The organism is Halorussus vallis, assembly GCF_024138165.1.
GTDB lineage: Archaea > Halobacteriota > Halobacteria > Halobacteriales > Haladaptataceae > Halorussus > Halorussus vallis.
On the sequence record NZ_CP100000.1, the window covers coordinates 3,647,420 to 3,665,777 of the forward strand.

21 protein-coding genes are annotated in these 18,358 nt (G+C 66.8%); 9 read left to right on the forward strand and 12 right to left on the reverse strand.

The features are described from left to right. Positions 1 to 38: 38 nt before the first annotated feature. The 3 genes from NGM07_RS18495 to NGM07_RS18505 all read right to left on the reverse strand — a co-directional run bounded on the left by NGM07_RS18495 (position 39) and on the right by NGM07_RS18505 (position 3,320). Entirely contained in the window at positions 39 to 1,382 is a 1,344-nt protein-coding gene (locus tag NGM07_RS18495; protein WP_253514321.1) for an alkaline phosphatase family protein, read from the reverse strand. A gap of 101 nt (positions 1,383 to 1,483) precedes the next feature. Further along, a complete protein-coding gene (locus NGM07_RS18500) occupies positions 1,484 to 2,599 on the reverse strand; it encodes a DHH family phosphoesterase (RefSeq protein ID WP_253514323.1) in 1,116 nt (371 codons plus the stop codon). Between the two features lie 187 nt (positions 2,600 to 2,786). Next, a complete protein-coding gene (locus NGM07_RS18505; protein ID WP_253514325.1) occupies positions 2,787 to 3,320 on the reverse strand; it encodes an inorganic diphosphatase in 534 nt (177 codons plus the stop codon). Positions 3,321 to 3,614: 294 nt separating this feature from the next. Between NGM07_RS18505 and NGM07_RS18510 the strand changes: the two genes are divergently transcribed. Next, positions 3,615 to 3,965, forward strand: coding sequence for a PadR family transcriptional regulator (locus tag NGM07_RS18510; protein ID WP_253514327.1), 351 nt, complete (start codon positions 3,615 to 3,617; stop codon positions 3,963 to 3,965). 68 nt (positions 3,966 to 4,033) lie between these two features. Here the strand turns inward: NGM07_RS18510 and NGM07_RS18515 are convergent, their stop codons facing one another. Then, positions 4,034 to 4,672 carry a DUF7108 family protein gene (locus NGM07_RS18515; RefSeq protein WP_253514330.1) on the reverse strand — a complete coding sequence of 213 codons (639 nt, stop codon included), beginning with the start codon at positions 4,670 to 4,672 and terminating at the stop codon, positions 4,034 to 4,036. Continuing rightward, positions 4,665 to 5,258, reverse strand: coding sequence for a ribonuclease HI (rnhA, locus tag NGM07_RS18520; RefSeq protein ID WP_253514332.1), 594 nt, complete (start codon positions 5,256 to 5,258; stop codon positions 4,665 to 4,667). The genes NGM07_RS18515 and rnhA overlap by 8 nt, the downstream gene beginning before the upstream one ends. A 180-nt stretch (positions 5,259 to 5,438) precedes the next feature. On the opposite strand from rnhA, the gene NGM07_RS18525 reads away from it, so the two are divergent. From NGM07_RS18525 to NGM07_RS18535, 3 genes are all read left to right on the forward strand, one after another. Next, positions 5,439 to 6,404 carry a transcription initiation factor IIB gene (locus NGM07_RS18525; RefSeq protein WP_253514335.1) on the forward strand — a complete coding sequence of 322 codons (966 nt, stop codon included), beginning with the start codon at positions 5,439 to 5,441 and terminating at the stop codon, positions 6,402 to 6,404. 328 nt (positions 6,405 to 6,732) lie between these two features. Then, positions 6,733 to 7,992: a DNA repair protein NreA gene (gene nreA, locus NGM07_RS18530; RefSeq protein ID WP_253514338.1), complete on the forward strand. Its 1,260-nt coding sequence runs from the start codon at positions 6,733 to 6,735 to the stop codon at positions 7,990 to 7,992. A 71-nt stretch (positions 7,993 to 8,063) separates the two neighbouring features. Then, positions 8,064 to 8,330, forward strand: a complete 267-nt coding sequence (locus tag NGM07_RS18535; protein WP_253514340.1) for a hypothetical protein — start codon at positions 8,064 to 8,066, stop codon at positions 8,328 to 8,330. 17 nt (positions 8,331 to 8,347) lie between these two features. On the opposite strand, the gene NGM07_RS18540 is transcribed toward NGM07_RS18535, so the two are convergent. The 5 genes from NGM07_RS18540 to NGM07_RS18560 form a co-directional block, all read right to left on the reverse strand. Then, a complete protein-coding gene (locus NGM07_RS18540) occupies positions 8,348 to 8,797 on the reverse strand; it encodes a DUF302 domain-containing protein (protein WP_253514343.1) in 450 nt (149 codons plus the stop codon). Between the two features lie 70 nt (positions 8,798 to 8,867). After that, a complete protein-coding gene (locus NGM07_RS18545; RefSeq protein WP_368410319.1) occupies positions 8,868 to 9,455 on the reverse strand; it encodes a CPBP family intramembrane glutamic endopeptidase in 588 nt (195 codons plus the stop codon). 94 nt (positions 9,456 to 9,549) lie between these two features. Further along, entirely contained in the window at positions 9,550 to 9,843 is a 294-nt protein-coding gene (locus NGM07_RS18550) for a DUF5789 family protein (RefSeq protein WP_253514349.1), read from the reverse strand. 325 nt (positions 9,844 to 10,168) lie between these two features. Next, positions 10,169 to 10,471 carry a HalOD1 output domain-containing protein gene (locus NGM07_RS18555; protein WP_253514351.1) on the reverse strand — a complete coding sequence of 101 codons (303 nt, stop codon included), beginning with the start codon at positions 10,469 to 10,471 and terminating at the stop codon, positions 10,169 to 10,171. Positions 10,472 to 10,677: 206 nt separating this feature from the next. Then, positions 10,678 to 11,961 (reverse strand): amidohydrolase, encoded by a 1,284-nt coding sequence (locus tag NGM07_RS18560; protein ID WP_253514353.1) that lies wholly within the window; start codon positions 11,959 to 11,961, stop codon positions 10,678 to 10,680. A gap of 175 nt (positions 11,962 to 12,136) precedes the next feature. On the opposite strand from NGM07_RS18560, the gene NGM07_RS18565 reads away from it, so the two are divergent. Together NGM07_RS18565 and NGM07_RS18570 are read left to right on the forward strand one after the other, a co-directional pair. Then, entirely contained in the window at positions 12,137 to 13,714 is a 1,578-nt protein-coding gene (locus tag NGM07_RS18565; RefSeq protein ID WP_253514355.1) for a Na+/H+ antiporter NhaC family protein, read from the forward strand. Next, positions 13,711 to 13,977, forward strand: a complete 267-nt coding sequence (locus NGM07_RS18570; protein ID WP_253514358.1) for a DUF7513 family protein — start codon at positions 13,711 to 13,713, stop codon at positions 13,975 to 13,977. The genes NGM07_RS18565 and NGM07_RS18570 overlap by 4 nt, the downstream gene beginning before the upstream one ends. Positions 13,978 to 14,040: 63 nt before the next feature. Here the strand turns inward: NGM07_RS18570 and NGM07_RS18575 are convergent, their stop codons facing one another. Next, positions 14,041 to 14,364 (reverse strand): uS10/mL48 family ribosomal protein, encoded by a 324-nt coding sequence (locus NGM07_RS18575; RefSeq protein ID WP_253514361.1) that lies wholly within the window; start codon positions 14,362 to 14,364, stop codon positions 14,041 to 14,043. A gap of 201 nt (positions 14,365 to 14,565) precedes the next feature. On the opposite strand from NGM07_RS18575, the gene NGM07_RS18580 reads away from it, so the two are divergent. The 3 genes from NGM07_RS18580 to NGM07_RS18590 all read left to right on the forward strand — a co-directional run bounded on the left by NGM07_RS18580 (position 14,566) and on the right by NGM07_RS18590 (position 17,681). Continuing rightward, on the forward strand, positions 14,566 to 15,003 hold the full coding sequence (locus NGM07_RS18580) for a bis(5'-nucleosyl)-tetraphosphatase (protein WP_253514363.1): 438 nt from the start codon (positions 14,566 to 14,568) through the stop codon (positions 15,001 to 15,003). 187 nt (positions 15,004 to 15,190) lie between these two features. Continuing rightward, complete coding sequence (locus NGM07_RS18585) at positions 15,191 to 16,297, forward strand: DUF5787 family protein (RefSeq protein ID WP_253514365.1); 1,107 nt, start codon at positions 15,191 to 15,193, stop codon at positions 16,295 to 16,297. 73 nt (positions 16,298 to 16,370) lie between these two features. Further along, positions 16,371 to 17,681: a PQQ-binding-like beta-propeller repeat protein gene (locus NGM07_RS18590; protein ID WP_253514367.1), complete on the forward strand. Its 1,311-nt coding sequence runs from the start codon at positions 16,371 to 16,373 to the stop codon at positions 17,679 to 17,681. Between the two features lie 63 nt (positions 17,682 to 17,744). Here the strand turns inward: NGM07_RS18590 and NGM07_RS18595 are convergent, their stop codons facing one another. After that, a complete protein-coding gene (locus NGM07_RS18595; protein WP_253514369.1) occupies positions 17,745 to 18,245 on the reverse strand; it encodes a DUF5797 family protein in 501 nt (166 codons plus the stop codon). Positions 18,246 to 18,358 lie beyond the last annotated feature (113 nt).

Below are 18,358 nucleotides of genomic sequence, written 5' to 3' on the forward strand. Positions count from 1 at the left end.
AGAAGAGAACTCGCCGAACGTCCGACCGCGAGTTCCGACTACACCAGGCTCTTGCCGTCGAACTCGGCGGCGTCGTAGTCCATCTCCATCAGGTCGAGGATGGTGGGCGTGATGTCGTAGAGGTCGACGTCGCGCATCGAGGCGTCCGGGTCGTCGACGAACAGCGTGGCGTTGTCGAAGCTGTGCATGCCGTTGCGCGGCCCCTCGCCGAACACGTCGTCGTGGCCCTTGAACCCGGCCTTGAGGTCGAAGCCGTAACTCGGGATTGCGACGAGGTCGGGCGCGATGTCGTCGTGGTCGCCGTCGAAGGCCTCCTCCTTGGTGACCACGCGGTCACAGACCTTCTCGCCGTTCGGCCCTTCGAGCGATTCGAGGGCGTCCTTGAGTTGGTCGCGCTTCTCCTCGTACTCGCTCTGCGGGACCGACCCGCGGGGTTCGCGGCCTTCGAGGTTGATGTAGAAGCGGCCGGGGATGAGCGAGTAGGCCTCGGTGTCCTCGCTGATGTCGCCCAGTTCCTCGTGGTCGTCGTCTTCGTAGGAGAGCCACCCCTCCTGTTCGAGCCAGGTGTTGAAGTGGACCTCGTAGTCGAGGCTGGTGAACCCGTGGTCGGAGGCGACCATCATCGTCACGTCGTCCGGGAGATTCTGTCGAATCTCGCCGAGGTAGCGGTCGACCTTCTTGTAGAAGTCGATGAACTCCTGTTTGTACTCCATGTCCTCCTCGTAGTGGCGGTAGAGGAAGTGGTTCACCCGGTCGGTGGTCATGAAGACGCCGAAGAACAGGTCCCAGTCGTCCTGCTGGATGTAGTGTTTGAACGCCTCGTAACGGGCGTCGAGCGTCTCGTGGGCGTTCTCGATGAACTCCGATTTGTCGTCCTTGTGCCCGAGTTTGGCGTTGGAGTCGATCCGGTAGTCGATGGACTCGAGGTAGTCGCGCATCTCGTCGGGGTACGCCGCCTTGTCGACGCCCGGCGAGAGGAAGCCCGAAACCATCCGCTGGACGTTGCGCTGGGGCGGGAAGGTGACGGGGACGTTCATCACCGTCGCGTCCCGGCCGGCGTCCTGGACGCGGTCCCAGACGCGAGTCGCCTGGACGTCCCGGCCCATCGGCACGTAGGTGTCGTAGGAGCCGACCTCGCGGTCCTGGAAGCCGTAGACGCCGGTCTGTCCGGGGTTGACGCCGGTGGTCAGGGAGGGCCAGCAGGCCGAGGATTCGGGGGGAACGATGCTGTCTATCGCGCCCGACGACCCCTCGTCGGCGAGCGCGCTCAGATGTTCGAACTCGTCGAAGTTGTCCTCTAGGAAGCTATACGGAACGCCGTCGATACCAAAGAAAGCGACACGCGGCTTATCCTCGCCACGGATCCTGTCGAAGAGACCCATACGTTCGGCTACGACGTAGAGGTACAAGAAATTTCTTTTCGCCGAGACTCTCTCGTATGCGAACGAGTATCACGATTCGGAGGGGTCGAGATGACAGTGCGCTACGAACTCTCGAACGCCTCGAACAGCGCCTTCCGGGTGCTGGCGTCGATGAGCATGTCCAGCGTCTCGGTGTGGTCGCTGTCGACCTGCGCGAACAGGCCGAGCGGGACTCGGGCAGTCGCGGCGTCGGTGTTGCCGCCGGTCGTCTCGCTCGCGTCGAAGGCGGTGTCGAGGATGTCGAGGGCGTTCGTCCGGACGTCCTCGGCCCGGCAGGAGACGACGATGGTTTCCTCGTGGATGCCGAACACCGCGGCGGTCGAGACGCCCTCCAGTCGGAGCATCGTGTCGGCGGCCTCTTCGAGCGAAGACACCGACGGTACCGCCCCGACGTTCGTCACGGCGAAACTCGCCCGGCGCTCGCGGTTGGCGATGGCGTCGCTTATCACGTCGAAGGTGTCGCCGCTCATTCCCGGCGAGCGCAGGTCCTCGATGCGCCCGAGGTCGGCGTAGGTGTGGAGGAAGCCGGCGGCCTCGTAGTCGTGCTGGCCGTTCGCGCGCCGGAACTCGTGGGTGCCCGCCCGGATGCCGTGTAACAGCGCGGTGGCGACCCGCTGGTCGGGCACGACCTCCTCCTCGCGGAGCAGGCGCGTGACCGTCGTGGCGGTCGCACCGTCGTCGGTCGGGGTGACGGTGAGGATGTTCTCCTCGGCGGTCGGGCGGTGGCGGACGACGGCGACGACCGGCGGGTTGTTCGAGAGTCGCGGAACTGCCCCGCCGCCGCCGACCGCGATGGCGGCGTCGCAGTCGGCCAGCGTGTCGGTCCCTTCCGAGACGACGCTCAGTTCAACGTCGAAGATGTTGCAGAACGTCTTGCTGTCCTCGCCGGTGACGGGGCCTTCGGCGAACAGTCGGCCGGTGACGCCCCACTCCTTCGAGAGCGCCTGGAGGCCCACCGCCGCGGCCAGCGCGTCGATGCTCGGCCCGTCGGGGACGACCAGCGCCACGCGGTTCTGTCCGGCGATAGTCGCCCGGAGCGCGTCGGACGGCGACTCGTCGTCGCGGCGGCGCCAGTCGGTCACCGACTGGGCGGCGTAGAAGACCAGACCCCCCGAAACCAGAAGCGTCGCTGCCAGCATCACCAACTCGCTACTGCCGAGTACGGGTCCGGTCGCCATCGGTTCTCGGTTCGGGGTGCCGAGGCCAGACTGAAATAGTTTCGGGCAACTGTCTGTCTACTGTGAGTGTCGAAATGCGGAGAGAAACGGTAGATCGGTCGGGGGAGCGACCGACGGTCACGGGGGGAAATCGCCGGCCCTGACCGGTCGGGGCCGGCGATTTGGGAGCGGTCGTCCTCGCGGCGGTTCAGCCGAAGTGCTCTTCGTAGAGGTCCATCGCGTGTTCGATGGCGTCCTTCGCGGCCGCCTTGTCCTCCCAGCCGAGGGTTTCGACTTCCTTGCCGGCTTCGAGGTTCTTGTACGTCTCGAAGAACTCCTCGATCTCGGCCTTCTTCTGGTCGGTGAGGTCGTCGACGTCCTGGACGTGGTCGTAGCGCGGGTCCTCGATGGGGACGGCGATGACCTTGTCGTCCTGCTCGCCGTCGTCGTCCATCTTCATCATCGCGACCGGACGGGCCTCGATGACGCACCCGGGGAACGTCTGGTCCTTGACGAGGACGAGCACGTCGAAGGGGTCCTCGTCGTCGTAGTACGACTGCGGGATGAAGCCGTAGTCGCTGGGGTAGTGGACGTTGCTGTGGAGGACCCGGTCGAGCATGACGCCCGGGATGTCCTTGTCGTACTCGTACTTGTTGCGCTCGCCTTTGAGACACTCGACGACCGCGTAGATCTCTTCCGGCGGGTTCGGTCCCGTCTCCAAGTCTTCCCAGAGGTTCGTCATAGTGCGCTCGAAACTGCGTCAGAGTCGGGGAAAGTCCTTTCGGCATCCGTTTCGCGCCGGATTTCGGGGTTTTCGGCGACCGAGCGCCGTGACCTCCGATTTGGGCGTCTCGGAGTTTTCGTCGTGTTGGCCGCTGGATAATAAGATACGTCCGTGACAGATACCGGCGTCCTTCAGTCCCCTACTTAAACTGGATTAAAATACGGTACTACAACTGAGCCATAACCGGGGAAACTCTGTCTAAGTTGGGAAGGATTAAATACCGGCGTGACAAATCTTCGTCTGTCAGACTCTATGTCAGAGGCACAGACACTCACAGAGACGAGTACCGCACGTAACCTCACCGCGTTCCAGCACAACATCCTCGTCATCCTCTCGGAGGAGCCCATGTACGGTCTCGCCATCAAGCGAGAACTCGAGGACTACTACGGCGAGGAGGTAAACCACGGCCGTCTCTACCCCAACCTCGACACCCTGGTCGAGAAGGGATTCGTCGAGAAGAGCGAACTCGACAAGCGAACCAACCAGTACGAGCTCACCGACGAGGGCCTCGGCGCCGTCGTGGACTCGCTACAGTGGACGCTCGAGAAGTTCGTCACCGACGAAGAGCGCGCCGAACAGATCCGCGAACTCACCGAAGAGTAGTCGCCCGTTCGGGCCGTCTTTCCGCCCGAACCGTCCCCGACGCGGACGACGCCCCACCGGGGGTGGATTTACCGTCTGGTAGGCGCTCGTTCGTCCGCGACGTCGAAACAGCGTTCGACCGATTCCTCGACGACCGCCCGCTGTTCTTCTGTCGGCCACGCGTTCCGTGGAAAGTACTCCGCGAGGAACTCCGACACTTCCTCAGCGGTCGCCGACTCGACGGGTCGCGCGTAGTGGTTACTCATGAAGTCGGCGAACGCCGCGGCGTTGTCGCCGTGGACGTCGCCGTGGGCGTCTCGCACGCGCGCCGCGACCGACCTATTGTGGTCGTCGACCGCGTCCCACTCGTCGGGGTCGCCCGGCCCGTCGAGGGGAACCTCGACGGCCCGGTCGGTGTCCTCGACGCGTTCGACCCGTATCCTCCCGTCCTCGACCCACTCCTCGGGGTGGAGGACGAGTACCGTGGCGGCGTCGTCCTCGCGTTCGTGCGCGACAAACTCCCGGTCTTCGAGCAGCGACGCCCGTTCTTCGCGGTAGGCCGCCGCTTCCGCCTCGTCGACCGCCTCGCGCGCCAGTCGAGTGAGCCGTTCGGCCCGCTCGACGACCGTCTCGGGGAGTTCGTCGCGGGACTCCTCCTCGGATTCGGGATTTCGAGCGTCCGTCTCGGAACGCCGTCGGCCGGACTCGGCGTGTCGTTCCTCATCCATTATCCAGGGCCTCGTTCACCAGTTTGTCGGCGCGCTCGTTTATCTCCCGCGGAACGTGCTGGAGCGTCCACTCGTCGAAGTTCGTCAGCAGTTCCCGAGCGGTGACCCTGAGTTCGCGGAGGTCCGGGTCGTTGGTGTTCCACGCGCCGTTGACCTGCTTGACGATGAGTTCCGAGTCGCCCTTCACGTCGAGGCTGTCGAAGCCGTAGTCGCGGGCGGCCCGGAGCGCCCGGACCAGCGCCTCGTACTCGGCCTGGTTGTTGGTCGCGCGCCCGATGGTTTCGCTCCCCTCGGCGGCGATGCCGTCGCTGGTGACGATGACCCAGCCCACGGCCGCGGGACCTGGATTCCCCCGACTTCCGCCGTCGAAGTAGACGTACGCGTGACCGCCCGCCTCGCGGAGGACCGCCTCGATGTCGCCGGGACTCGCCCCTTGGACGACGACCTTCCCGTCGTACGCGACCGCGTTGGCGTCGCCGTACTCGGCGCGCCAGCGCTCGTGCTCCGAGTTCCCGGACGACACCTCGGCTCCGGCGTCGACCAACTTCTCGCGGGCGGCGTCGACGTCGCACTCGATGACCGGCATACGGGATGACCTCCTCGATAGCCGTATAAACGACTTCCGATGGTGCTCTCCTCTCGTGGTTTCGAGAATACCGGCCGAATTTGCGGCATTAAGCGGTCCCTGAGAAATTCCGACGCCCGAGATACGCGACGTTGACGACCGAGGGTTTAAGTGTTTCCGGAATACTACTATAAAAGTGCGATGACACGGTCCACTCGCCAGCGGGAGCGCCAAGCCGAGGCGGAGCAAACGGAGGACGAGAGCGAGGGCGTACGGGAATGCCCGGAGTGCAATTCCGACAATCTCGTCAAGAGCTCCGACAGGGCGGAACTCATCTGCGACGACTGCGGTCTGGTCGTCGAGGAGGAGCAGATAGACCCCGGCCCTGAGTGGCGCGCGTTCAACCATCAGGAACGGCAGGAAAAGTCGCGCGTGGGAGCCCCGACGACCCAGACGATGCACGACAAGGGGCTGACCACGACCATCGACTGGAAGGACAAGGACGCCTACGGTCGCTCTATTTCCTCGAAGAAACGGAGCCAGATGCACCGTCTGCGGAAATGGCAGGAGCGCATCCGGACGAAGGACGCGGGCGAGCGCAATCTCCAGTTCGCGCTCAGCGAGATCGACCGCATGGCCTCGGCGCTCGGCGTTCCGCGCTCCGTCCGCGAGGTGGCGAGCGTCATCTACCGGCGGGCGCTCAAGGAGGACCTCATCCGGGGTCGCTCCATCGAGGGCGTCGCCACCAGCGCGCTCTACGCCGCCTGTCGGAAGGAAGGTATCCCGCGAAGCCTCGAAGAAATCTCGGAAGTATCGCGCGTCGAACGAAAGGAGATCGGCCGAACGTATCGCTACATCTCCCAGGAACTCGGCCTGGAGATGAAGCCCGTCGACCCGAAGAAGTACGTCCCGCGGTTCTGTTCTGAACTCGAACTCAGCGAAGAAGTCCAGACGAAGGCCAACGAAATCATCGAAACTACGGCCGAGGAAGGGCTCCTCTCCGGCAAGTCGCCGACGGGGTACGCGGCGGCGGCCATCTACGCGGCGTCGTTACTCTGTAACGAGAAGAAGACCCAGCGCGAGGTCGCAGACGTCGCGCAGGTCACCGAAGTCACCATCCGCAACCGCTACCAGGAACAGATCGAAGCGATGGGCATCCACAGTTAGGACCCGCTGTTCCGATTCCCGCGGTTTCGATTCTCGGGGTTCTCGGTTTCCCGCAGTTCTCGGTCGCTCGCAGTCCTCGGCTTCTCGTTCCCGGTCGTCCGTAGATTCAAATACCGAAACGAAACCACCTGCGGGTATGTAGCGACCGCCCGCGCGCCGGCCGCGAAACGGGGTCACGACCGGCGCGCCCGCTTGCCAGCGAACCGCCGGACGCGTCTTAAGACGCGTCCGGCGGTTCGCCCCTCTCGTGGTCCCTGTACGCCCCTCGTTCTCCACCGCCGTTCGCGGCGAGTAAGGTTCAAACCCTCTCGCTCCCAAGGTCGAACGAATGCGTCTCGACGAGTTCATCGAAGGTCTCGGGCCGGACGAGGCCGACCGGAAACGTCGCCTCGCCGAGGAGAAGTCCTACGAGATCCTCGACTACGTCGACAAGTTCGAGAACCGCTTCTCCGAGGTCACGCAGGGCGACTCGCTGTTCGGAAGCACGTCGCCTTCGGTGTTCGTCGGTCGGTCGAACTACCCGAACGTCTCGACCGGCATCCTCTCGCCCGTGGGAGCGGAAGACCGCGCCGCGGAGCACGCCGTCTCCGGCGACTGGTACGACCGCGGCCTCGGCATCGACGACGTGCTCCAGTACCGGACGGGACTGCTCAACTCCAACCGGTCGGCGGACGTCGGCAACGTCAGTGACGCCTGGGACGGCTTCCTCGGCACCCAGCGCGAGGTCGCCATCGCCGACCGACCGGTCGACGTCGAGATCGGACTGTCAAACTCGCTCGACCTCGACTTCGGCATCGACGACGTGACCTCGCCGACCGGTCCCGCGGCGCGCGCGACCTCCGCCGACCTCGCGGAGAACCCCCACGTCCCGCGCCCGGTCAAGAAGACCCTGGAGGACGACGACTGGCAGGCCCAGGGCGCAATGACCTACCTCTATCGGCGGGGGTTCGACGTCTACGAGATAAACGACATCCTCTCGGCGGGCGCGCTCGGCCGCGGCGAGAACCGCCGACTCGTCCCGACCCGGTGGTCCATCACGGCGGTCGACGACACCATCGGCCAGTACCTCCGCGGGCGAATCCGGACGAACCCGAGCGTCGACGAAACTCAGGTGTGGGTCAACGAGTACGTCGGCAACCGCTACTGGGTGGTCCTCACGCCCGGCCAGTGGGAGTACGAACTCGTCGAGATGAAGGCGCCCGGCAGCATCTGGAACCAGGACCCCAACGGCGAGACGTGGATGGGGAGCGCCAGCGAGGGCTTCGAGGGCCGGACGAAGTACGTCGAGGAGACGGCGGGCGCGTACTACGCCTCCCGACTCGCGGTGCTCGAACACCTCGACTCGGTGGGTCGGCAGGCGAAGTGTCTCGTCCTCCGGGAGGTTTCGGACGACTACTGGGCGCCGGTCGGCGTCTGGCAGATCCGCGAGAGTGTCCGCAACGCCTTCGACGGCGAGTTCGGCGAGGCCGAGACGTTCCACGGTGCAGTCCGGGAGATCGTCCCGAACCTCCCGGTGTCGCTGGCGGACCTCCGGCGCAAGTCCGACATGCTCTCCGGACTCCAGGCGAACCTCTCTGACTTCTCCTGAGAACGGACCTCGTTACGGGCCGACTTCGCGCGAGGAGAAAGCTTACGTCGCTTCCGTCACCAGTGGCGACCATGTTCCCCCTGTTCGGTCCCGTCCCCGGCGGGATGGAGATGCTGGTCGTCCTCCTCATCGCCGTCCTGCTGTTCGGCCTCCCGCTGGTGCTCCTCGGCGGTCTGTTCTTCACCTACCGGAGCGTGTCCGACGAGTCGAACGACGAGGTGTCGGCGCTCCGGCGCGAGGTCGACCACCTCCGCGAAGAGGTCGACCGACTCGAAGACGAGGAGCGACGAGACGACAACCGGCGAGACGCGGACGCGGAACGGAGAGACGGGCGGTAATCGGAAGTGCGCCGTAGTTACGTCGCGTCGAGGTTCGCCCACGCCTCGTCGACGAGCGCACCGGTTTCGGCGACGATGTCCTCCCACTCGTCGTCGTCGGGCGCCATTCCGGCGAGACGCGCTATCTTCATGATACTGACGTGGTAGACCTTCTGGCGGCCTGGTTCCTCCTGCCAGACCACGACGTTGCAGGGGAATAGCGCGCCGATTTGGTTGCCGCTGGCGTCGAGCGCGCGGTCGGCCATCCCCGGGTTGCACGCGCCTAGCAGGTGGTAGGGGTCGTGGTCGGCGTCGACCTTCTCGTTGAGCAGTTCCGAGGGCGAGAACTCCGCGGGCATCCCGAACCCGGCGTCGGTGAACACCTCCCGGACGTGTTCGACGGCCTCCTCGTGGTCCATCTCCAGCGTGGCCTCCTTCTCGCCGATGTCGTCGGCGTCGAGTGCCGTGGGATCGATTGGAAGAGACATACAATACTACCTTCGGTCCGGTCGTTCAAAAACCCGGCCTATTCGGAATCCGACGGATTCCCGGAGCGGCCTACAGCGGTATCGGGAGCCACGACAACCACCGGACCACCTGCTCGGGCGGGAAGAGCGGTTCGTGGAGCACCAGCCAGTCCAGCACGGCGAGTCCGATGCCGTGGGCGACGACCGAGGGGAGCAACGACCGGCTCTTGTAATCGACCGCGCCGAACAGCACGTCGGTCGGCGCCGACAGCATCAGTTCGACCGGCGGCTTGTACATGTGGTGGAACGCGTAGAGGAACGGGCTGATGAACACGCTCTTGAACCCGATTTCACGCACGCCGACGCAGAGCAGGCCGCGGTAGTACGTCTCGGCAGCCAGCGCGACGACGAACTGCTTGAGCGCGTGCGGTAGAAACTCACCGAGCGCGGCGCCCGTCTCCCACATCGGGTAGTAGTGTCGAATCGTCGGGAGCGACGAACCCACGACGTAGAAGGGAAGCACGAACAGCGAGAGGAGAATCGTGTTCCGCACCGCGGTTCGGTCGATTCGGTAGCCCAGGTCGCGGCCGTGGGAGAGCGCCAGCGCCGCGGGCGCGAGGATGTAGACCACGGTGTCGCGGACGAGGCGCTCGTTCAGTCCCGAAACGTCCCACGACATCCACGCGACGGTCAGGAGCGCGCCCACCACGAGCGAGCGCTGGACCCACGTGAGGCGGGTGACGCCCCGCCGAACCGACTCGACGACCGACACGCTACTCGTCTGCGGTCGGTATCGGTCCAGGGCCGGTGACGGCCCGAATCTCGTTCAGGAACTCCTGGCGGCGCTCGAAGTACGTCTCGTCGGCCTCGGCGAGCAGGTCGGACAGCACGCGCGGGCCGTCGGGCGTCCGAACCGTCGACTCGCCTTCCTTGCGGTCGATTTCGCTCTTCTGGATGGGCCAGTGGAGTCGCGAAGCCACGCGAGCGAGCGGCGCACCCTCGACGCGTTCGCCTTCGCCGAGTTCGACGGCGGGTGCTTCCTCTTCTTCCTCGGTATCGTCGGCCATACGACCGATTTCGAATTCCTCCGGATTAGACTTTTCGAACCGGACCCCGCCGTCGGCGACGGACCGCGCGGGTGGCATCCGAGGGGAGAGCGCGGCGTCCGAGGAGGGAAACGGACGAGTTACGCGAGTGAGCAAGCGAGAGACGAGAGGCGGCGTCTCGACGGGACGAGAAGTCGAAAAAGAAGAAGTCGGTCGGACGGCGCGTCGCACCTCCCCTCCGCCGGTCGTCTCGCTGGGGGTGGGCACCGCGTCGGCGGCGGTTCGATGGCGGCCGTCGAACGGTCGGCCGGCGAGGTCGACGGGGCTGGCGAGGCCGCGGGGGAGGCTACTCTTCGACGACTACGTTCCCGTCGCTGTAGACGGTCACTTCGTAGTCGAGGAGGGTGAAGACGACGTGGCCGCTACCGCGGGGCATTCCATTGTGACGATCGCTAAATAAGTTGTCGAGGGCGTCGGGATCGATCTGTTCGTAGAGAGAAGTTCCTAAATTAGCGGGGTCCATGCCGGCGGCCTCCGCGACGGCATCCACGACGATGGAACTGAGCGGTTCGGCCGGTTCGCTCGAACGCCGCTGGATGGTGTCGCTGACCGTGCTGTTGGTGTGTGCTTCGGTTAGATTCTCGCTCATTTGATAACTCCCTCCGTGTGCTCGGAGTACTCATGTTTGCTCCACCCGAGTATAAAAAATCTCCGTTACTGTATTGAATCGGTTGGCGGTCTATCACTATCGGCCTGACGCCGGCCCGCATCACCGCCGTACCGCCGGAGGAAGCACGACGGTACGAGTGTCTACGGTATCACCGAGACGGCCGCGGTTCGGCGGCGTCCGACCGGTCAGGGTCGCCGCTCCGCGATTTCCTCCACCGCGCCGGCCAGCACGTCGACGCCGATAGCGATCGACGCCTCGTCCACGTCGAACGTGGCGGTGTGGTGGCCGCCGGGGTGGTCGGTGCCGACGCCGACGTAGGCGGCGAGGCCGCCGTTCTCCTGGACCGCCCGCATCAGGTAGGTCGCGTCCTCGCTCCCCCCGAGGTCGTCGCGCTCGACCACGTTCTCGACACCGTCGGTTTCGCCCGCGACCTCGCCCACCGCGTCGACGAGCGCCTGGTCGCTTTCGGCGCTCGGCGCCTCCCCGTTCGTGGTCCGCTCGACCGTACAACCGTGCATCTCCGCGGCAGCGTCGAGCGCGCGCTCGGCGCGGTCTTTCATGTAGTCTTTGAGTTCGGTCGTCTCGCCCCGGACCTCGCCCTCGATGAACGCCTGCTCCGGGACGATGTTGGTCGCGGTGCCGCCGCCGACCTGGCCCGCGTTGACGCGGGTCGCGCCGTCCTCGTGGCGCGGGATGGCGTAGAGGTTCTGGACCGCGGTCGCCATCGCCTGGACGGCGTTCTCGCCCTCGTTGGGCTGACCGCCCGCGTGGGCCGGTTCGCCCGAGAACTCCGCCCGGAAGTGACTCACCGCGAGGAAGCCGTCGAGTCCCGCGACGATCTCGCCCGTCGGGTGGTCGAGGCCGACGTGCGCGGCGAGCAGGTAGTCGACGTCGGCGAGGTGGTCGCTCTCGGCCATCGACTTGCCGCCCGCGATCATCTCCTCGCCCGGCTGGAAGAACACCTTGAACGTCCCCTCGAAGTCGCTGTCCTTCACCGCTTCGAGGACGCCGATACCGATGGTCGCGTGGGCGTCGTGGCCGCAAGCGTGCATCGCGCCCTCGTTCTCGGAGCGGAAGCCCTCCGCGGCGGGGACGTGGTCGTCGTCTTCCGACTCCTCGCGGAGCAGGCCGTCGATGTCCACCCGGAGGCCGACGGTCGGTCCCTCGCCGCGTTCGAGGACCGCGACCGCGCCGGTGTATCCGCCTTCGAGTCGCTCCAGCACCTCGGGGTCGGCGCCCGCCTCGCGGGCCCGTTCGAACCACTCGTCGAGTTCGCCGTCGTCCGGGACGGCCATCCGCTCGTCGGCGGCGATGGCGTCCGGGCCGACGTACAGGTCGTCGACGCCCACGCGTTCGAGTTCCTCGACGATTCGCGCGGTCGTGTAGAACTCGCGCCACGCCGGTTCGGGGTGTCGGTGCAGGTCGCGTCGCAGGTCCACTAGGCGGTCGCCCGCAGTCTGCTGGCTCATACCCGTCCGGTGGCGCGCCGGCGACATAAGTGCTTGAGGCCCGGCAATCGCCTCGGTCCGCCACGACCGACCCCACAGGCGTGACAGACAGTCACGACAGTCAGTTCGAACGCCACCTTTAGCAGGTGATTATTTATACCGATTCTCGATACAGTTGTCGTACAGAGAGCCGAGTATGGCAGACGACGATACACAGGAACGCGCAGTCGAGGCGGAACTGGCCGACGCCCAGCGGGCGCGCCGGGGGCGTCGAATCGAGTTCTACGGCGGGCCGGCCGCCAGCGCGATTCCCATCGCGCTGTTCATCGCGTGGGCCGTCTTCCAGAGCGGCCTGATGAGAATCGGCGACACCACCGGCCTGGTCGCGGGGATGCTGGTTTCGCTGATCGTCGGCATGTTCTTCGCGAAGGGCGACTGGAAGACCTACGCAAACACCATCTTCGAGGGGATGACCCAGCGAGTGGCCGCGACGGCCATCGTGGCCTGGCTCTGGGCGGGCATGTTCGCCGACACCATCCAGGCCGGCGGCTTCGTCGGCGGTCTGGTGTGGGCGGCCGAGGCGCTGAACGTCGGCGCCGACCTCTTTCCCGCCATCACCTTCCTGCTCGCGGCGCTGTTGGCGACCGGCATCGGCACCGGCTACGGGACCGCCATCGCGTTCACGGGCCTGTTCTTCCCCGCGGGCCTGCTCGTGGGTGCGAACCCGACCCTGCTGTTCGGGGCCATCCTCTCTGGCGCGGTGTTCGGCGACAACCTCGCGCCGGTTTCGGACACCACCATCGTGAGCGCGGTGACCCAGGACGCCGACATCGGCGGCGTGGTCGCCTCGCGGTTCAAGTACGCCATCGTGGCGGCGTCGCTGGCGTTCGTCGGCTACCTGATCGCCGGCAACGCGATGGAGGGCATCGAAATCGCGGGCGGGAGCGACGTGCTCGCCGGACAGGCCGAACCGCTCGGCCTGGTCCACCTCATCTCGATCGCGGTGGTCATCGGCACCGCGATTCAGGGTCGCCACATCGTCGAGGCGGTTTCGTGGGGACTTCTCTTCTCGTTCGTCATCAACGTCGCGCTCGGCCTGGCACCCGTCTCGGACATGCTGGTGTTCCGCGCGCCGGCGAACGTCGCGCTGGCCAAAACCGCGGCCGACGTGCTCCCGTTCGTGACGACGGTGCCGGTGACCTCCGGGAACGTGGGCGTCGGCGGGTCCATCTACTCGGGGGCGGCCGGGTTCTTCCCGCTCATCGTGCTCACGCTGCTCATCGTCGCCGGCGCCCAGATAATGATCCGCGGCGGCGGCTTCGCGGCGGTCCAGAACTGGCTGTTGAACCGGGTCGCCACCGGCGTCCGGCGCGCCGAGACTACGATGGTGCTCGGCACCGCGATGGTCAACGCCATGATCACCATCAACACCGCCGCCGAAATCGCCATCGCGCCCTACGTCGCGCGCATCGGCGAGCGGTTCAACGTCAACGGCTACCGCCGGGCGAACATCCTCGACGCCAACACCTCGGCGCTCGGCTACATCTTCCCGTGGGCGGGCGGCGTCCTCGTGGGGTACGCCGAGATGCGCTCGCTGCTCGGCGCGGAGGGCTTCGACTGGTTCACCCGCGAGATGCTGGTCAACCCCGGTGACGTCTGGCCGTTCGTCTTCCACGGCTGGCTCCTGTTCTTCGTCTTCCTGCTGTCGGCGTGGACCGGGTTCGGCCTGGAGTACGTCTCCGACCGCGAGTCCGAGGAGGTGGCCCGCGTATGAGCCGCCACCGCAAGTTCTTCGCCGGATTCGGCTTCCGGACGAACAAACCCAGTTTCGACCCCGGCGAGGAGATCACGGCGTTCGTCACGGGCTACGACGGCGAGTCGCCCATCGCCAGAATCGGCGACACGATTCTGACCGTCGAGGGTGCGTCCGAGGACGTGGTCGACGCCCGGGTTCGACTGAAGGTGGAGTCGTTCGACGCGAACGCCCACCGCGGGACGGCCACCTTCCTGGAGAAGGTCGGCGAGTCGGCGTACTGAGCCGGAAGAATCGATTTTCGAGGGTTCGAGGAAATCGGCGCGGAGAAAGGAGCGGTTCGGCGGTCAGGCCATCTCGACGTGTTCGAGTTCGACCTCGGCGCGAACGCCGTCGGGGAACTCGGTTTCGGTCGCCTGCCGGGCCACCGCGTCGTGGCCGACGATCTCTAGCTGGCGGGTGTAGACCGTGTAGTCCCACGACCGGAACTGTCGGGACTGGTCGCCGGACGTCGTCTTGTACTGGGGGACCGTCAGGCGCTCGGGCGGGTCCGAGTGGGGGCCGCGCAGTTCCGCGCCCTTTCGCTCGACCGTGGTTCGAATCTCGTCTACCACTCGCTCCAGCGCGGGCCGGTTGCCGCTCTGAAGCCGGATTTTGGTTACGAAGGTCATGGCTGGGGGTTCGTGTCCGTCACCTATTTCGCGGAGGTACGTAAATCGAGTGTTCTGTCTCCGCCGCGGCCGGCGGTGGGCAGAACCGGCGGTGGCGGGACCGGCGAGAGCGGGAACCGGGACGACCCGGAAGTGAGACGTTGTCATCTCGCCGTGGTTCTCCGACATTCTCTTAACGTATCACCGTTTACACTCCAGTAAATGACGGTTGAAGCCACGAGCGCGGGTGCGATCCTGTTCAGGGATACCCGCGGTCGAAGAGAATACCTCCTCCTCAAGAGTCGCCCGGGCGACTGGGAGTTCCCCAAGGGCGGCGTGGAGGGCGACGAAGAGCTACAGCAAACCGCGATTCGCGAAGTCAAGGAGGAGTCGGGCATCGAGGACTTCCGACTCATCGACGGCTTCCGGGACGACTACGACTACGTCTTCGAGGCGAACGGCAACACCATCCACAAGACGGTCCACCTGTTCATCGCCCAGTCCTACGAGGCCAGCGCCGAGCTGTCCCACGAACACCGCGACCACCAGTGGCGCGACTACGACCAGGCGATAAACACCATCACCCAGGACGGACCCCGCGACATCCTCGAAGACGCCCACGAGTTCCTCGACGAGAAGAAAGAGAACGGCGGTCTTTGACCGACCGCCCGTTTCGTCCGCCCGCCCCGCCGAGCGACCGCTTCGGCGACTTTCGAGCGACCGCACCCGCGACTCTCGGAGCGACCGCTTCGGCGGCGCGGAGGTCCGTCGAGACGGACCTCCGCGCCGAGGACTCCGCCGCCGCCCCACCAGAACGACTTAGGTAACACCGTCCGCACCTCCGGGCGTGCCAGACGCCGACTCCGAGTTCGTCTTCGAGTTGCGAGCGTGCCGCTGGGCGGAACTCCACTGGCCGCCCGGCGACGACGGGCGAGGCGCGTCCGCCGCCGACGCCGATAGCGACGACGACCGGCCGCGGCCGGTCGTCGTCGCTCGGCAACTCGGGACGAAGCGCAGGCGGTGGGACACCATCGTCCTCGAAGTCGACCCCGAGGGCCTGCGCGAGCGCCGGAACTTCGGCCGGGAGCGACTCGACCCGGACCTCCTGCACGTCGTCCGCAACGCGCCCGCCGAGTGGGCGTGGTACCGCGACGCCCTCCCGCACCCGGACTACCCCTGGCGGTACGTCCGCGAGAGCATCCACGCGGCCGACGACCGCGGCATCCTGGACGTGCGCAAGCACGGCAACAAACTCCAGATTCGCCGCAAGTGGCGGTATCCCGACTGGGTCCGGCGCATCGTCGCCGTCGAGAACAAGCCCGACCTGGACGCCAGCGCGGCCCGCGCGTTGAAGCCACAACTGGAGTACGACGTGGCGCTCGGACTCGCCGACGAGGTGTGGGTCGCCACCCGGAAGACCGGCGAGCGCGTCGAACCGGCGCTGCTGGAGGCGGTTCCCGTGGAGGCCGGCATCCTCACCCTCGACGACGAATCCGAGGCGGCCGCCGGCGGCGTCGCGCGCGACGCCGCCAGCGTCGAGTGGTTCCCCCGGTCGCTCGCGGTCGACGACCCCGGCACGCGCATCCTCGACCGACCCTCCGGCGGGAAGTACGACCAGTCGGCGGCCACCTTCGAGTACGCCGACCCGGAGCGGAAGGCGACGAAACGGCTCGAAATCGCCGAGCGCGCCTACGAGCGCGGCTGGCGAAACTACGCCGAGACGATGCGCCCGGACTGCCGGCACTTCCAGTTGCGCCGCGAGGGCCGGAGCCTCCTGCCGTACTGTGCCGCGAAGGGCCGCAACCAGACCGACCGCGAATGCGCCGGGTCGTGTCTGGAGTTCTCGCCCGAACCGCCGCAGTGGCGGATGGGGGCCTGGCCCATCGAGGGCGGGCCGGGCAAGGCGATTCGCCGACTCCTCGAAGACCGGCGCGAGCGGGCGCGACCCGACTGAGTCGCCGAGCGCGACTCGTTTCCACCGTCACGAACCGTGAGAACTATTAGTTTCGTCAGAGTGTCATCTCGGCGTGAGCCCTCCATCCGTCTCCAGACGCGCCGCCCTCGTCGGGGCGGGCGGTGTCTTCGCCGGGTTCGGCGCGTCGACGGCGAAACTCGGCCCCGACTCGATAGCGAATCCCGCCGACGGCGCCGACTGGCCGCTCGTCCACCGGGACGCGAGAAACGCCGGCTTCAACCCCGGCGCGTCCGGTCCCGCGAGCGACCCGCGAACGCGCTGGACGCTCGACGCCTACGAACCCGGAGACCGATTTCGCGGCTACCTCAACGCGCCCGCGCCGGTCGTCGTCGGCGACCGCGTCTACGTCGGCGGTCCCGACCTCTCGGCCCACCGGGTCGGCGACGGGCGCGCGGTCTGGTCGGTCGGCGGCGAGCGCGAGGAGACGTTCCACGGCGCGGCCTACGCCGGCGGCCGCCTGTTCGTCTCGACGCGGCGAGGGACGTCCTCGACGCCCGGCGTCACGTCGTTCGACGCGGCCCCCGACGCCGAAGCGCGCTCGCGGCGGCGGTGGCGGACGAGACTCGACCACAGGGGCGTCCAGGCCCCGCTGGTCGCCGGCGACGCCGTCTACGTCCCGACGCTCGACTACCTCTTCGCGCTCGACCGTGACTCGGGTCGGCGGCGGTGGCGACTCGAAGTGAGCCACCCACGCGCCCGCCCCGCGGTCACCGACGGTGCACTCTACGTGCCTCGGGGCTGGAAGGGCCTGTTCGCCTGCGACCGCCGCCGGGATATGTTCACCGCGATGGTCGGCGACCCGCCGCGGACGCGCTGGCGCTTTCGACACCAGGAGGACGTCGCTCCCGCGCCGGCGGTCGGCGGTGGACTGGTCTTCGTCCCCGAAACCGAAGAGTGGTACCCCGGCGGCGACGACGACACCGGCAAACTCGCCGCGGTCGGGACCGACGGCGCAGTCCGGTGGCGCGAACCGGTCGGCTCGTTCGGCACCACCCCGGTCGTCGCCGGCGACGCGGTGTTCTACAAGGCCGGCGCGAACGTCGAGAAGATAGACCACGGCGACTGGGTCGAACCCCGGTCGGACGCCCGCGTCGTCGCCTTCGACCCCGCCGACGGAACCCGGCGGTGGACCCGGGAGTTCCCGGACCTCGGAAGCTGGCGAATCGCGCCCGTCTCGGACGGCGAGCGCCTCTACGTCCCGCTGTACGACAGCCAGTCCGGAAGCGAACTGGTCGCGCTCGACGCCGCCACCGGCGAAACCCGGTGGCGGCTGAAACTCGACGCGCCGGCGTACCACCTCGCGCTCGCGGGCGAGATGCTGTACGTCAGCACGTACGACGGGACGCTGCTGGCGCTCTCGTGAGCGTCTTCGCGGAAGCGGGCCTCACGTCCGAACGTCGGGAGAGAAAAGTCGCGAGCAGACCGCTCAGTCCGAAACTTGCACTTCGACCTCGTCGCGCTCGACCGCCAGTTTGAACGTCGGCACGGTCCGGTAGATCACCTCGATTACGCCCTTGCGCCGGAGGCTCTGGAGGGCCTTCCGGACGTCCTCGGCCTCGGGGTCGACGCCGAACTCCTCGCGGACCTTCTGGAGGACCGACACCACGCTCTCGGACTCCTCGTCCGGGCCGGCGACCACGTCGAACACCTGCTTCTGGAGTTCGGGCACGCGGATGACCTCCGGGATGCCATCGTCCTCGTCGGCGACGAGGCCGGGGTCGACGTCGACGAGCTCGGCCGCCTCCTTGTTCGCGCGGATGAGGCTGTTGTCGTCGCGGTAGTAGTACTCCTTGAGTTCGTTTTCGAGGTACTGGTGGACCTCGCTGCCGCTTTCGAGGCCCCACCGCTCCTGCAGTTCCGCGTTCTTGGTCGGCTGTAGCTCCACCAGATCCGCCAGCCGCTCGCGGGCCTCGTCGGAGAGAGTCATCGCCCGAGGCTAGGCGCGGGGAATATTTCGGTTTTCCGGAAGGGGCGACGACTCCTCGGCGCGGGCGTTTCCCGGAAGGGAAGGACTATTCCGCAGGCCGTCGTCGTCGGAGG